The sequence below is a fragment of the Streptomyces sp. NPDC056452 genome (assembly GCF_042796085.1).
In the GTDB taxonomy this organism is placed as follows: domain Bacteria; phylum Actinomycetota; class Actinomycetes; order Streptomycetales; family Streptomycetaceae; genus Streptomyces.
Genome location: NZ_JBHTRI010000002.1, coordinates 76,677 through 91,388, shown reverse-complemented (window position 1 = coordinate 91,388; position 14,712 = coordinate 76,677). Strand labels below are relative to the sequence as shown.

Annotated in this window: 11 protein-coding genes; 4 read left to right on the top strand and 7 right to left on the bottom strand. The window is 67.0% G+C overall.

The genetic code is table 11. The annotated features are described in order from the left end of the window. The first annotated feature begins 280 nt into the window (after positions 1-280). The 3 genes from ACFQ6X_RS02730 to ACFQ6X_RS02720 all read left to right on the top strand — a co-directional run bounded on the left by ACFQ6X_RS02730 (position 281) and on the right by ACFQ6X_RS02720 (position 3,376). A complete protein-coding gene (locus ACFQ6X_RS02730) occupies positions 281-1,357 on the top strand; it encodes a ParA family protein (protein WP_383175385.1) in 1,077 nt (358 codons plus the stop codon). Then, positions 1,354-2,454 (top strand): ParB/RepB/Spo0J family partition protein, encoded by a 1,101-nt coding sequence (locus tag ACFQ6X_RS02725; RefSeq protein ID WP_383174817.1) that lies wholly within the window; start codon positions 1,354-1,356, stop codon positions 2,452-2,454. The genes ACFQ6X_RS02730 and ACFQ6X_RS02725 overlap by 4 nt, the downstream gene beginning before the upstream one ends. A 304-nt stretch (positions 2,455-2,758) precedes the next feature. Beyond that, entirely contained in the window at positions 2,759-3,376 is a 618-nt protein-coding gene (locus tag ACFQ6X_RS02720) for a GNAT family N-acetyltransferase (RefSeq protein ID WP_383174814.1), read from the top strand. A 121-nt stretch (positions 3,377-3,497) separates the two neighbouring features. On the opposite strand, the gene trxA is transcribed toward ACFQ6X_RS02720, so the two are convergent. The 7 genes from trxA to ACFQ6X_RS02685 all read right to left on the bottom strand — a co-directional run bounded on the left by trxA (position 3,498) and on the right by ACFQ6X_RS02685 (position 12,946). Continuing rightward, positions 3,498-3,830, bottom strand: a complete 333-nt coding sequence (gene trxA, locus ACFQ6X_RS02715) for a thioredoxin (protein ID WP_383174811.1) — start codon at positions 3,828-3,830, stop codon at positions 3,498-3,500. A 48-nt stretch (positions 3,831-3,878) separates the two neighbouring features. After that, the gene (gene trxB / locus ACFQ6X_RS02710; RefSeq protein WP_383174808.1) at positions 3,879-4,850 is read right to left on the bottom strand and encodes a thioredoxin-disulfide reductase; all 972 of its coding nucleotides are present in this window, start codon (positions 4,848-4,850) and stop codon (positions 3,879-3,881) included. Positions 4,851-4,976: 126 nt separating this feature from the next. Further along, positions 4,977-5,891 carry an anti-sigma factor family protein gene (locus tag ACFQ6X_RS02705; RefSeq protein ID WP_383174806.1) on the bottom strand — a complete coding sequence of 305 codons (915 nt, stop codon included), beginning with the start codon at positions 5,889-5,891 and terminating at the stop codon, positions 4,977-4,979. After that, complete coding sequence (sigM, locus tag ACFQ6X_RS02700) at positions 5,888-6,583, bottom strand: RNA polymerase sigma factor SigM (protein WP_383174803.1); 696 nt, start codon at positions 6,581-6,583, stop codon at positions 5,888-5,890. The genes ACFQ6X_RS02705 and sigM overlap by 4 nt, the downstream gene beginning before the upstream one ends. A 25-nt stretch (positions 6,584-6,608) precedes the next feature. Next, positions 6,609-8,309: a serine/threonine protein kinase gene (locus tag ACFQ6X_RS02695; RefSeq protein ID WP_383174800.1), complete on the bottom strand. Its 1,701-nt coding sequence runs from the start codon at positions 8,307-8,309 to the stop codon at positions 6,609-6,611. Positions 8,310-8,439: 130 nt separating this feature from the next. Further along, the gene (gene murJ / locus ACFQ6X_RS02690; RefSeq protein WP_383174797.1) at positions 8,440-10,599 is read right to left on the bottom strand and encodes a murein biosynthesis integral membrane protein MurJ; all 2,160 of its coding nucleotides are present in this window, start codon (positions 10,597-10,599) and stop codon (positions 8,440-8,442) included. A 49-nt stretch (positions 10,600-10,648) separates the two neighbouring features. Further along, complete coding sequence (locus tag ACFQ6X_RS02685; protein ID WP_383174794.1) at positions 10,649-12,946, bottom strand: DUF6049 family protein; 2,298 nt, start codon at positions 12,944-12,946, stop codon at positions 10,649-10,651. Between the two features lie 180 nt (positions 12,947-13,126). Between ACFQ6X_RS02685 and ACFQ6X_RS02680 the strand changes: the two genes are divergently transcribed. After that, a complete protein-coding gene (locus tag ACFQ6X_RS02680) occupies positions 13,127-14,569 on the top strand; it encodes a CCA tRNA nucleotidyltransferase (protein WP_383174791.1) in 1,443 nt (480 codons plus the stop codon). Positions 14,570-14,712 lie beyond the last annotated feature (143 nt).

The window sequence follows — 14,712 nt, the reverse complement described above, 5'->3', positions numbered from 1 at the left end:
GCTAGCGATTTCTGCCGTTTTTAGCCATGTGGGCTGTTTATGGGTGATGCTCCGCTAAAGCAGTCATATGTGACTGCTGCGGAGTGTCGGGAGTCCGCCGCTGTCCTGCGCATGCATCGTGTTTCACGTGAAACGTCGCTCTCTGCTGCAGGGAATTATCGGCCGCGGTCGTGCGGCTGCCACACCGCGCGGCCGCAAGCCCGTACGGGCTACCGAGTTGTCCACAGAAGTGGATTCATCCACAGAACAGTCGGCCTCGCTGGTTCACGACCCCGAAAGCATGGCAGGCTCTGTTCATTGCGAGCCTGAAGTCGAGGAGAGTGAATCCTTGCGGTCCGACGCCAACATCGCGGGGCCGATGACCGACCCGGTCCCCGGTCCCCGATCCGAGTCCTCGGGGGACGGTGTTTCACGTGAAACACTGCCGCCCATGGACGACACACCCATCGGTCGTGCAGCCCAGCTGGCGGTCGAGGCTCTCGGCCGCGCCGGCGAGGGTCTGCCCCGCCCTGACCAGACGCGCGTCATGGTGGTTGCCAACCAGAAGGGTGGAGTGGGCAAGACGACCTCGACGGTCAACCTTGCTGCTTCGCTCGCGCTCCATGGCGCACGTGTCCTGGTGGTGGACCTCGACCCGCAGGGCAATGCCTCCACGGCTCTGGGGATCGACCACCACGCCGAAGTTCCATCCATCTATGACGTCCTGGTGGAGAGCATGCCGCTCTCCGAAGTGGTTCAGCCCGTCCCGGACGTCGAAGGTCTCTTCTGTGCCCCGGCCACCATCGATCTCGCCGGTGCGGAGATCGAACTGGTGTCACTGGTGGCACGGGAGAGTCGACTGCAGCGGGCGATCCAGGCGTACGAGCAGCCGCTGGACTACATCCTCATCGACTGCCCGCCTTCGCTCGGTCTGCTGACGGTCAACGCGCTCGTTGCCGGAGCCGAGGTGCTCATCCCTATTCAGTGCGAGTACTACGCGCTGGAGGGCCTCGGTCAGTTGCTGCGAAATGTTGACCTGGTGCGAGGCCATCTCAACCCGGATCTTCACGTGTCGACGATCCTGCTGACCATGTACGACGGCAGGACCAGGCTTGCTTCGCAGGTGGCGGAGGAAGTCCGTAGTCACTTCGGTAACGAGGTGCTGCGGACGAGCATTCCGCGTTCGGTGCGCATCTCGGAAGCTCCGAGTTACGGGCAGACCGTGCTGACCTATGATCCGGGATCCAGTGGATCCCTTTCCTATCTCGAGGCTGCCCGAGAAATCGCCCTGAGGGGCGTGGGGATGCATTACGAGGCCGAGCATGCCCACACGGGCAGCAAGAACAGCCAGCAGAGCAATTCGGAGGGCATGCGGTGAGTGAGCGTCGTAGAGGGTTGGGGCGTGGGCTCGGTGCTCTGATCCCCGCAGCTCCGCAGGAGAAGCAGGTGACGTCTCCCGGGGCTGGGGCTGGTCAGGGAGGTGCGCTCCCGGTGATGACGGCCGAGCGGGGTGTGGCCGCGGCGAAGGTGACTGCGCTGCCTTCCGGCCCGATGGTGCCGGAGCCGAGTGGTCCTGTGTCGGAAGGGGAGAGCGTTCCGGGGTCGGCCGAGTCTGCCGGTGCGTACTTCGCGGAAGTTCCTCTTGACTCGATCACGCCGAACCCGAGACAGCCTCGTGAGGTATTCGACGAGGACGCTCTGGCCGAGCTGGTCACCTCCATCAAGGAGGTCGGTCTCCTCCAGCCCGTCGTCGTGCGCGCGGTGGCAGACGGTCGCTACGAGCTCATCATGGGCGAGCGTCGCTGGAGGGCCTGCGGCGAGGCAGGTCTGGAACGGATCCCTGCGATCGTCCGGGCGACCGACGACGAGAAGCTGCTTCTGGACGCGCTCCTGGAGAACCTTCACCGGGCTCAGCTGAACCCCTTGGAGGAGGCAGCGGCGTACGACCAGCTGCTGAAGGACTTCAAGTGCACGCACGACCAGCTCGCGGACCGGATCGGGCGGTCACGTCCGCAGGTGTCCAACACCCTGCGTCTGCTCCGTCTCTCGCCGCCGGTCCAGCGCAGGGTTGCCGCAGGTGTCATCTCGGCCGGTCACGCTCGGGCGCTCCTCTCGGTGGACGACTCCGATGAGCAGGACCGCTTGGCTCACCGGATCGTGGCCGAGGGGCTGTCGGTTCGTGCGGTCGAGGAGATCGTGAACCTCCTGGGTTCCGAGCCCACGAGCTCCGCCAAGCCGAAGGGGCCCCGTGCCGGAGCACGGCTCTCGCCGGCTCTGACCGATCTGGCATCGCGGCTCTCGGACCGTTTCGAGACGCGGGTGAAGGTCGACCTGGGCCAGAAGAAGGGGAAGATCGTCGTCGAGTTTGCTTCGATGGAGGATCTGGACCGCATCCTTGGCAGCCTCGCCCCTGGTGAGGGACGTGTGCTGGATCGGAACGTCTCAGAGGAGCAGGAAGAGCACGACGAGGGCTGAGGCCTGATGAAGACCTGAGGGGCGGTCTGTGTTCCGGAAGTTCTCGGAACACAGACCGCCCCTTTGCTCGCTCTCGGTATCCGCATCACCTCTGGGTGGATACGATGCGTTCTGGTATGGCGTATCCACCGTGATCCACCTCAGAGGAGGCGGGGGCCGTGCGATCAGTGAATCGCAGCCACCTGGTGTCAGTCGGGTTGGGGCTAGGTGCTGTCGGGGGGTTTGTAGGCAGCCTCTTCCGAGAACGGAGTGCGCTGGCAGCCGCACGTGATGCGGCGGGCGAAGGAAGTGAGGGACCGCCTTCATGGGGCGTCGGCTTGTACCGCTCACACTGGACAACCTTCCGGATCTCCCCAGGCGTTGCCGCTCGTGTGTCTTCTGGGAACTTGATCCGGTCAGCGGGGAAGCCGCGGTAAAAGCAGGAAGACCTGAGCTGGAGAAAGAAGCCTGGATCTCCGCCGTGCTGCTGGAGTGGGGTTCCTGCGGCCGGGTCGTCTATGTGGATGAAGTACCGGTCGGCTTCGTTCTCTATGCGCCTCCCGCGTATGTCCCGGGGTCGATGGCGTTTCCGACCAGCCCTGTCTCCCCCGACGCGGCCCAGCTGATGACTGCGTTGATCATGCCGGAGTTCCAGGGCCAGGGACTGGGACGGGTCATGGTGCAGACAGTTGCCAAGGATCTGCTGCGACGGGGCTTCAAGGCGATCGAGGCCTTTGGCGATGCCCGCTGGAAGGAGCCGGCCTGTGTGCTGCCGGCGGATCATCTGCTCGCTGTCGGCTTCAAGACGGTGCGACCTCATCCCACGCATCCGCGGCTGAGGCTGGAGCTGCGTACGACGCTCTCCTGGAAGGAGGACGTCGAGTTGGCGCTGGACAGACTGCTGGGGGCGGTCCAGAAGGAACCTGCCCTGCGGCCGCTGTAGCTGTGGTCGAGCTCGGTCCGTTTCCCGGGCGATCAGTCCCGATCAGATGGCGGGGAGCATGCGAAACGGGCCCACCCCGAAGGGTGGGCCCGTTTCACGTGAAACAGTGCGGTCGCTGGTACTACTTGCCGATGAAGCCTTCGAGGTCGCGGAGGATCGCGGCCTTCGGCTTGGCACCGACGATGGTCTTGGCGACCTCGCCGCCCTGGTAGACGTTGAGCGTCGGGATGGACATCACGCCGTACTTCGCCGCGGTGGCGGGGTTCTCGTCGATGTTGAGCTTGACGATCTCGATCTGGTCGCCGTGCTCAGCTGCGATGGCCTCCAGCGAAGGGGCGATCTGGCGGCACGGGCCGCACCAGGCAGCCCAGAAGTCCACCAGCACAGGCTTCTCGTTCTTCAGGACGTCCTCGTCGAAGGAGTCGTCAGTCACGTTCTTCAGGGCGCCGGCCACGGCGGCCTCCTTAACTTCGCGGGGTGTGGGGGTGAGGTGAGGCGTCGGTCAGACCGCGGGGGTCTTCTCCGGCTCGGCGAGCTTCTCGTCGGCCAGTGCCGAAAGGAAGCGCTCGGCGTCGAGAGCGGCGGAGCAGCCGGTCCCGGCGGCAGTGATGGCCTGTCGGTAGGTGTGGTCGACGACGTCTCCTGCGCCGAAGACACCGGACAGGTTCGTGCGCGTGGAGGGTGCTTCGACCTTGAGGTAACCCTCGTCGTCGAGGTCGAGCTGCCCCTTGAAGAGCTCCGTGCGCGGGTCATGGCCGACGGCGATGAACAGGCCGGTCACCGGGAGCTCGGACGTCTCGCCGGTCTTGGTGTTGCGCAGGGTCAGACCGGAGAGCTTCTGCTCGCCGTGAACCGTGGCGACCTCGCTGTCCCAGGCGAACTTGATCTTCGGGTCGGCGAAGGCGCGCTCCTGCATGGCCTTGGAGGCACGCAGGGTGTCGCGGCGGTGAATGATCGTGACGGACTTCGCGAAGCGGGAGAGGAAGGTCGCCTCTTCCATCGCTGTGTCGCCACCGCCGACCACGGCGATGTCCTGGTCCTTGAAGAAGAAGCCGTCGCAGGTGGCACACCAGGAGACGCCACGTCCGGAGAGCGCGTCCTCGTTGGGCAGGCCGAGCTTGCGGTGCTGGGATCCCGTGGTGACGATGACTGCCTTGGCGCGGTGGACCGTGCCTGCGGTGTCGGTGACCGTCTTGACGTCGCCGGAGAGGTCGACGGAGATCACATCGTCGGGGATCAGCTCGGCGCCGAAGCGCTCGGCCTGGGCGCGCATGTTGTCCATGAGCTCGGGGCCCATGATCCCGTCCTGGAAGCCCGGGAAGTTCTCCACGTCGGTGGTGTTCATGAGCGCACCGCCCGCAGTGACGGCGCCCTCGAACACCAGCGGCTTCAACGACGCGCGAGCGGTATACAGGGCGGCGGTGTAACCAGCCGGCCCGGAGCCGATGATGATCACATTACGGACGTCGCTCACGGGTTTCTTCCTCGTCTCTGCAGACTGCCACTGCCTACTGGGGTCGGTTCCACGACTCTCACCCCACCCAACGGATCCTACGGGGCATGCATTCCCGCTATGCCGGAGCAACTCCCGGCACGGTGCTCAGGGACGCGTGTAGGAGTGGGTGAGCAGCAGCTGTCCCTTTGTCGCGGGAGCGGCCCCGACGCACGCTGCGTCGACCACATAGGCCTGTACGCGGCTCGGGTCGGTCGCGTGGGGCAGGACGACGAGGAATGCCGCTGTGCCCTGGTAGCTGCCGTGCTCCACCGCCAGAGCCGGGGCGCTACGGCCGGTGCCCTGCTGGACGCAGGGGGGCACGTCGACGACGGGCGTGCGCAGGGGATTCCGGGGTGTCGCCGAGTCGGGGGACATGTTCTGCGGGGATGACTTGGTGTCGACGGACGGCTTTGTCCCGTCGGCTTCCGCGGTCTTCGATGCCTCTGCTTCGCCGAGCAGCTGATGGACCTGGCCTTCGAGCGTGTCCACGGAGAAGTCCCGCTTGCTGTCCTCTGCGGCGCTGGATGCCCTGTCGGCGGAGTTCTGAGCCGGTTGGACCGACTGCAGCAGGAAGACGCCCATACCGACGACCGCCGCTCCGAAGGCAGTTCCGAGAATCACCGTGCGGCGACGGCGCCGGGCGGGACGCCGACCGGGGCCGGTGGCACCCCGGGGCCGGCCTGACGGGCGGTCCACGACAGTGGGCTCCGCAGGCTGCTCGTATGTTTCACGTGAAACAGGAGCGATGGCTCCGGGAGACGCTTCGGCCTGCGCGAGGCTTTCGGAGGCCAGCGCCGCATCGATCCGGGCAGCAACGTCCTCGGGCATCTGCTGGTCGGCGGGAAGGTCTCCGAGAAGTGAGCGGATCTCTTCCAGCGAGGAGTGGATGTCGTCGCACTGCGTGCACGTGTCGATGTGGCGGCGGACATCGGCGGTGCGGGAGGGGGAGAGGAGCCCCTCGGTGAGGTCGGAGATCTCTTCGATGTCCGGGTGCTGAGCTGTGTCGGCCGTGGATGTCATGCGTGCCCACCTCCGCCCTTCACAGCAGCAGGATCGCTTGATCCTGCATCTCTTGGTCCCGACGCAGGTGGGACGGATGTCCCCGGCGTCCGGTTCCTTTCCATGACGCTGTCCCCGTTGTTACTGCGTAGATGGGTGAGCAGGGGGAGCAGTCTTGCTCGTCCGCGCGCGCAGCGGCTCTTCACGGTGCCGGTCGGCACGTCGAGGATGCGAGCGGCCTCCGCGACGGGATAAGCCTGCATATCGACGAGCACGAGCGCCGCCCGTTGTTCTGCGGGGAGAGTGGACAGCGCTGCCAGGAGTTCGCGGTGGAGGTCCTGCCTTTCGGCGGGCGCCTCGGCAGATTCGTGCGGCTCCAGCAGCTGGTCGAGCCGCTCCGCGTCATCGACCGGCGCCGTCTTGCGTGAAGCGGCCTTGCGCGCACGGTCGAGGCAGGCGTTCACGGTGATCCGGTGGAGCCACGTCGTGACGGCCGACTGCCCGCGAAAAGTGTGGGCGGCCCGGAACGCCGATACGAGGGCGTCCTGTACAGCGTCAGCAGCTTCCTCGCGGTCGCCGAGCGTGCGGAGCGCCACGGCCCAGAGCCGGTCACGGTGTCGTCGCACGAGCTCACCGAAGGCGTCCGGTTCGCCTGCGACATGCTGCGCCAGGAGATCCTGGTCGCTGGTGTCGGCGAATCTGGCGTCGTCCAACGGTGAGCCCCCTCCCCTGATGCCGTCAGCTGGTGATCTTGATGTCCGAGACCTTGCCCCTGTAGCGCCCGTCGTCACCCAGCGGCAGCTTGGTCAGCCAGACCAGAACGTACCGTGCTTGCACCGGCTTGTCGGGCTTGAGGGACACCTTTGTTCCGGATCCCTTCGCGGCCTCGGTGAAGCCACCGGGCAGCTGGGGAACGGACGATCCGTCCGTGGTCCTCAACTCGACCGAGGTGGCGCCACCGAGGAAGGACACGTCGACGGATCCGACCTGCTGGACCTTACCCAGGTCGAGGACGACTCCGACACCCTCCTTCAGTTTCCCGAAGTCGGCGCTGTAGTAGCCGTCCGTGGACCAGTACGACCCGGTGTCCTTGTCGTGGACGTTCTTTATGGTTGCGGGCTTCTCGGAGCCGTCCCCGCCGAGCGGATCGTAGTCCTGGGCGCCGGCGATGGTGACCGGCTTACTGGGCTCGACGGCGTTGTTGTCGTCGCCCTCGTTCTCGGTGGTCTGTGTGTTGGCGGGCTCGTCGGAGTCGTTGCCCCGGTCGAGGACGGTTTCGGCCAGCTGCCAGCTGCCGAGGCCCAGTGCGGCGATGAGCAGCGCGGACACGGCCCATTTGAGCGCCTTGCCGGTACGGCTCTGCAGCGGGGCCGGCGGTGCGGTGATGACGGGCTGCGTGGCCTGGTGGGGACGTGCTGACGGGCGCCCGTAGGTGCCTTGCTGGTAGGTGGTGCGCTGGTACTCGGGCGGCCCGGTGAATACAGGCTCGGGGGGAAGGATGCGCGGCATGGCCGCGACAGCCTTGGCCAGTTCGTCCGGAGTGGTGCACGGCTGTTCCTGCCGTGAGGCCGTGGCGCCGTCGTTGGCGAGCGCGCGCATGGCGAGCTCCGAGAGGCCGCGATGGACGCCGGCCCGTACCTGGTCCGGAGGAATCAGCCCCACGCCCTTGGGGAGCCCGGAGAGGCCGTAGGCATCGCTCTCGTAGGGCCAGCGGCGGGTCAGGGCGGCGTAGAGCAGTGCGCCGATGGCCTCCGTGTCCGTACGCAGCGGCTTGTCGGCGGTGATGCCTCGCAGGGCCGCGTTCACAGCGAGGCCGCGGATCCGGTACTGCCCGGTCGAGCTGCGCAGCACCGCACCCGGGGTGAGCCGCAGATGTGCGAGACCCTCCCGGTGGGCGGCGGCCATGGCCTGGGAGACCTGGCTCACGAGTTGGTACGCGTCGTGGGCTTCCAGAGGTCCTGAGGCGAGCAGTGCCGTGAGTTCGGTGGCGTCGGGGAGCCACTCGTGGACGACGTAGACGAGGTCGTCCTCTTCCACGGCGTCCAGGACCTGCACGAAGCGCGGGTCTCCCAGCAGTGCCGAGGAGCGGGCAGCAGCCAGCACCGAGCGTGCGCGGGGATGGTCTGCGGGGAGCAGATGAACGCCCACCGCGCGGCGAAGCTTCTCGTCGACGGCACGCCAGCTGCTGAATCCGTCCAGACGGGTGACGCACTCTTCGAGCCGATAGCGCTTGGCGAGCTTGTGGCCGCTGTGCAGATCGGGCGTCGCCGGGACGGCATCCGCTCTCTCCTGCCCGCCGTCCGCGCTTTTCGGGCTCGCGCCCGTTGTGTCCTGGGCTTGTTCCGTCCCGTCGGTCGTGGCCTCGTCCGCCTTGGCGGCCAGCGGCTCGTCGCCGCCGTTATCGGCCACGTCGACGGCAGCCGTGCTACGTTCCGCCACCGTCGTTCCTGCCTCCCCATCCGTTGCGCGATGCCAGCCAGCACTGCACAGTCCCGCCAATTGTGCCCACACTCCGGCGCTATGCACGACACGCGGTGTCTAGCGATGGTTGTGCGGATCGGAGCGCTCTTTAGCGCCCGAGCCGTCCCCGGACCATGCCGACCATGCCGTTGAGCTCTTCAATGCGCATCTTCTTCGCAGCGACGAAGAAGACGCCCAGCAGGACGATGCTGCCGCAGACCAGGGCGACCACAGAACCGCCTGCCCCGTCCCCGAGTGCCCCCAGAAGGGCAAAACCCACTCCGCCGCCCACGATGGCCGCAGGGATCGCGGCCAGGCACAGACGTGCGTAGGTGCGCACGATGCGGGCGCCGTCGAGGTCTCCCCCGAGCCTGTTGCGCAGCCGTCGCCAGGCGATACCGACGCCGACGGCGTAGGCCAGGCCGTAGGAGGCGGCCATGCCGACGACTGCCCACTGGGCGGGAAGGACCACGTAGCAGAGGGCGGAAGCCGCGGCATTGACCGCCGCGACGATGACCGTGTTGTAGAAGGGCGTGCGGGTGTCCTCGTACGCGTAGAAGCCGCGCAGTACGACGTACTGCACGGAGTACGGGATGAGGCCGAGGGCGAACGCCATCAGGATGAAGCCCATGGACCGTGCGGCCTCGGTACCGCTGGATGCGTACAGCAGCGTGCACATCGGCAGACCGAGCGCGAGGAACGTGAAGGCGACCGGCACGATCGCCACGGCCGAGTTGCGCAGCCCCTGCGAGATGTCGTCGCGGACGGCCCCGGGGTCGTTGTCATGGGCGGCGCGGGAGATACGCGGCAGCAGAGCGGCCATGACCGAGACGGTGATGATCGCCTGAGGCATGCCCCAGATCAGCTGGGCGTTGGAGTAGGCGAGGAATCCCGTGCCGTCCTTGTCGGCGAGGTTGCCTGCCGCGGTTGCCAGCTGGGTGACGACCAGAACGCCGGCCTGGTTGGCCAGGACGAACAGGACCGTCCACTTGGCGAGCTTGATCGTTTTTCCGAGCCCGTGCCCCTTCCAGTCGAAGCGGGGACGGAAGCGGAAGCCTGCCTCGCGGAGGTACGGAATCATGGCCAGGGCCTGGACGGCGAGGCCGAGCAGCGTTCCGATGCCCAGCAGCCGGACGCCCTCCGGCGGGATCGTCTCGACGCCCATCAGGGATTCGCCGGAGGTGCCGTAGACCCAGATGAACAGGCCGAACGTGAAGATCATGACGATGTTGTTGAGGACCGGGGTCCACATCATCGCGCCGAACTTGCCCCGGGCGTTGAGGATCTGCCCCATGACCACATGGACGCCCATGAAGAAGATGGTCGGCAGGCAGTAGCGGGCGAAGGTGACGGCCACGTTGTTCGCCGCCGGGTCGTTCGCGATGGTGCTCGACATGAGATGGATCAGCTGCGGAGCCGCGAAGACCGCCACCAGGACGATCACGCCCAAGGCCACCATGACGAGGGTCAGCAGACGGTTGGCATAAGCCTCACCGCCGTCCTCGTCGTCCTTCATGGACCGGACGAGCTGGGGCACGAAGACCGAGTTGAGGCCCCCGCCGACGGTGAGGATGTAGATCATCGTCGGCAGGGTGTACGCGATGGTGAAGCTGTCGCCGAGCAGTGCCGCACCGAGCGCGGCAGTGATCACGAGGCTGCGTACGAAGCCGGTGAGCCTGGAAACCAGGGTGCCGGCCGCCATCAGCGCGCTGGACTTCAGTATCCCGGAGGCACGGCCGCCGGATTTCGGCGGGACGGGAGCCGGAGCGGCCTCCGGCTCGGGGGCAGGCCCGGCAGGCCGTCCTGATCCCTCCTGGTCGCGGAAGAGGTGCGCGAAGGCGTCCGGCTCCTCGCGACCGTCGGAAGCCTGTGTCACCAGGTCGTCCACTCCTACGTACTGCGTGGTCGCCGCGTTGTCTCCGTACGGCAGGTGCCGCGAAGGGCCTGCAGGCTCCGGTGGCGGAGTCTGGGCCCAGATGCGGGGGTCGGGGGCGTACTGGGCCGTGGGAGGCTGCTGGTACAGCGCCTGAGGCTCCTGGTACGTGCCAGGGGGCGGCGGAGGGTGGGCAGCGCGGTCGTAGAGGGCTTCGGCCACCGGATCCTGGGCTGCGAGGTCCTGAGCCCGGTAGGGATCGTGGTCGTAGGCATGCTGCAGGTACGGGTCCGGTGTCCCCCCGTCCTGACCTGCGTCCGACGGCACCGGCGGCCCGCCGGATGATCCAGCTCCGCCCGCGCCCTGGGCGCGGTCACCGTCGTACGGCGCGTTCATCGAAACCCCACCTCATCGTCCCCGGCCGACCGGCCCCGACAGACATCGCTCAACGGTCCACTTTCTCACCCGTTCCCGACGGGTCCCCGCTTTCCGGACCGGTGTCCGGGGTCGGGTCACTCGGCTGCTCGGGTTCGCCGCCGTTGTCCCCCGCTGCGCCGTTCGCGACGGTGCGCTTGCGGTGCGTGTACATCCTGATGCCCGCCAGGACGAGCAGGAGCAGTCCGCCGGCGATCACGAGGAGCACGGTCGGTGTGACTTCCGAGACCTTCACAGTGAAGGTCATCTTCTCGCCGTACGGTGTGCCGTCCTCGGTGAAGAGCCGTGCGGTGACCTGCGCCTGGCCGTTGGCGTTGGCCGAGGCGTCGAACTTCACGGACTGGCTGTGCCCGCCCGCGATCTTGATCGGCTGCTCGGCCACTGCTCCGCCGTCATTGAGCTTGAGCCGTGTGGAGTTGCCCGACGTCAGGCGGAGCACGAGGTGATCCACACCCTGCACCAGCTTGTTCTGCACGGTGACAGGGATCGTCGCGCTGCGGCCCGACAGGGTGACGTCGGACTTCGCGATGAGCTGCACCTCGTTGGTGAGGCTCTGCAGATAGGTGCGTACCGCGTCGCGGTACTGCTGTGCTTCCAGAGGCCTGCCGCGCCACGAAGTGGAGACGGAGCGGTTGATCGCGTTACCGAAGGGGGTCACCACGCGGTCGGGCTGCGTGAGGATGACCTGGAAGCTGTTCAGCGAGTCCTGCGTCGTCCTGATGTCCTGGAAGGCCTGGGTGGGCAGCTCCTGGCTGCGGAGCCGCTTCGGGTACTGGGAAGCCCTCGGCACCTTCGTGGTGGCCTGGGCGTCGGGCTTCTCCTCGGCCGCCGCCACCAGGTCGACGGGCTGCGTCCAGTGCTGATCGGCGAGGCCGCGCAGGGCAGCAGCCATGGCTTGTGCCTGCGTCGCCGTGGGTGTCCGCTGCGGTGCGACGACAACGCTGCGCGCCTTGTTCGGGGCCTGCTCGGTCAGCGCGAGCGTGTGGGCCAGGAACTTCTGCACAGCGAGCGTCGAGTCACCGGCCCTGGTCATGTCGCCCTTGAAGGCGGTGGACAGCCGGTAGTCGGCAACGACCGCGGTGGTTCCGCCCCCGATAGGCCGGGCGGCTGTCGGCGTGTACGGCAGACCGCCGGTTTCCTCGAGGCTGTCGCTGCGGGCGATCACCTTGTGTGCGCCGGCCGAGGTGGCGACGTCGACGATCGAGGGATCGAGCGCACCGTCCACCGGCCAGGCGAAGTCGGTGGAGGGCTTCACATGGAGGATGGTTTCGACCGTGGGGCCCGCGACCTCGGTCGCCGTCTGCAGGTGGCTGAGCGTGCCCGAGACGTTCTTGCCGCGGTGGGCGATGGAGGCAAGGTCGGGGTCGGCGAACGGCAGGGCCACCACCTTGCCGTCCTTGACTGCCGCTTCCAGTGCGGTGAGCCACTGTTTGGCGGTGGCCTGGTTCGTCCCCGCGACGGTGGTGTCTCCGACCGTGACGCGGTAGTTCCTTGTCATCGCGTCGACGGAGGCCAGCAGGTCCGGGTCGATCACCCAGGTCACGGGAAGCTGGCTGCCCAGCGACACCAGCTGCTCCAGCCGGCCACCGGGCGCAAGCTCCTGCGCGAGCTTGTCGTTGGCGAAGACAGGGGTCTGCTGTTCGTCCGAGCCCGTCTCGGCGGTCACGTGTGCCGAGGCGATCAACGGCCAGAGGAAGGTCAGCTTGGTCTTGCTGTCGGCGTCCTCAGGCTGCCAGGGCAGGAAGGTCCGCTGAATGCCGAGCACCTGGTCGTAGCCCGCATCGGCGGTCCGGCCCGTGACGGAGACGCCGAGCTGGTAGACGCCCTCTTCGTCCAGGCCCAGCTTGTCGACAGGAACAGCGAGGCTGAAGTCCTGACTGACGCCGGACGGAAGCTTCGGGATCTTCAGCGTGTACGTACCGCCGAGCCTGGCCGGGTCGCTGCCCGGCAGGTATCCCGTGCGCTTGGCGGCGTCATCGATTGCGGACCGCTCGGAGAGCGTCGGCCCCACGCGGAGGTCGACCTCGGCTTCGGTGACCGCCTTCTTGCCCTTGTTGGTCAGGGTGCCGGAAACCGTGAGGGTGTCCCCCTCGACCGGTGCGCCGGGGCTGAGCGTGTCCAGAGACACATCGACGGTGCGTGAACCTGTGGGGGCTTTGGCGGTCCCCTCGGCCTGCGCTGCCGGCGCTGCCGGACCCGTCAGGAGCCCGGCCAGCAAGGGCGCCCCGACGATCAAGGAGGCTGTGCGCCGGAGCCACCGGCGGGCAGGGGAGGGACTCGTCCCCTGGATGTCTGCCGCCTCGGCCACGCGTACCCGTCCCTCTTAGTCGTCAGCTGGTGTCGGTCTTGCCGGTCTCTGCGTCCCCGCATGGTAACGATGTGCCCGATGGCTGAGTGCCGGGGACTGCGCCACATGATCGGGAGAGTCTCGCAGGGCCGCCATAAACGATGACGCCGGGGCCGGTCGGTGCACGTACCCTTTTCTGTTGTGCCGAACGCCAACGAAGACAGCCCCAGTGCACTGAGCCAGGTGCAGCACCGCGCAGTGAGTGAACTGCTGCGGGTGTCCCCGGTCGCCGACGACCTCGCTCGCCGATTCCAGGAGGCCGGATTCGGTCTGGCCCTGGTCGGAGGGTCGGTCCGCGATGCGTTGCTCGGCCGGCTCGGGAACGACCTGGACTTCACGACCGATGCCCGGCCGGAGGACGTACTGAAGATCGTCCGTCCGTGGGCAGACTCCGTGTGGGAGGTCGGAATCGCGTTCGGCACGGTCGGATCGCAGAAGGACGGCTACCAGATCGAGGTCACGACCTATCGGTCGGAGGCGTACGACAGAACTTCCCGTAAGCCCGAGGTCTCCTACGGCGACTCCATCGAGGAAGACCTTGTTCGCCGTGACTTCACGGTCAACGCCATGGCTGTCGCTCTGCCGCAGAAGGAGTTCATCGACCCGCACGGCGGTCTCGATGATCTGGCGGAGCGTGTGCTGCGCACCCCGGGCACTCCTGAGGCTTCCTTCTCCGACGACCCGCTGCGGATGCTGCGTGCCGCTCGCTTTGCCGCGCAGCTGGACTTCGAGGTCGCCCCCGAGGTCGTCACGGCGATGACCGACATGGCCGGACGTATTGAGATCGTCTCGGCCGAGCGGGTCCGTGAGGAACTCAACAAGTTGCTGCTGTCCGGGCACCCCCGCAAGGGGCTGGGGCTACTGGTGGATACGGGTCTGGCGGACCGGGTGCTGCCCGAGCTCCCCGCCCTGCGACTGGAAAGTGATGAGCATCACCGCCACAAGGACGTCTACGAGCACTCCCTGACCGTCCTGGAACAGGCCATCGACCTGGAGGAGGACGGGCCGGACCTCGTGCTCCGGCTCGCGGCCCTGCTCCACGACGTCGGTAAGCCGAGGACGCGGCGCTTCGAGAAGGACGGCCGTGTCTCCTTCCACCATCACGAGGTGGTGGGCGCCAAGATGGCGAAGAAGCGAATGACCGAGCTGAAGTACTCCAACGACATGGTCAAGGACGTGTCGAAGCTTGTGGAGCTGCATCTGCGCTTCCACGGCTACGGCGACGGCGAGTGGACCGATTCCGCCGTGCGCAGGTACGTGCGGGACGCGGGACCGCTGCTGGACCGGCTGCACAAGCTGACCCGCTCGGACTGCACGACGCGCAACAAGCGCAAAGCCAATGCGCTGTCGCGGACCTATGACGGGCTCGAGGCGCGCATTGAGGAGCTGCAGAGCCAGGAGGAGCTGGATGCGATCCGGCCCGACCTGGACGGCAACGAGATCATGCAGATCCTCGGGGTCGCGCCCGGGCCGGTGATCGGTAAGGCCTACGCCTTCCTGCTCGAGCTGCGGCTGGAGAACGGGCCGATGGAACACGATGCTGCGGTCGCGGCCCTCAAGGAGTGGTGGGCCGCTCAGGACTGATGCCGGGCGCGGGGGGTGTTTTAAGTGTAAAAATAACCCCGATTATTGTTGGGGTTGCATAGGTGGGGGGTTTTTTTAGGTTAAAATTTTAAAAAAACCCCACCAAAATAAGTTTGGGGGCAGGGGGGGCCCGGGCTCGAGTT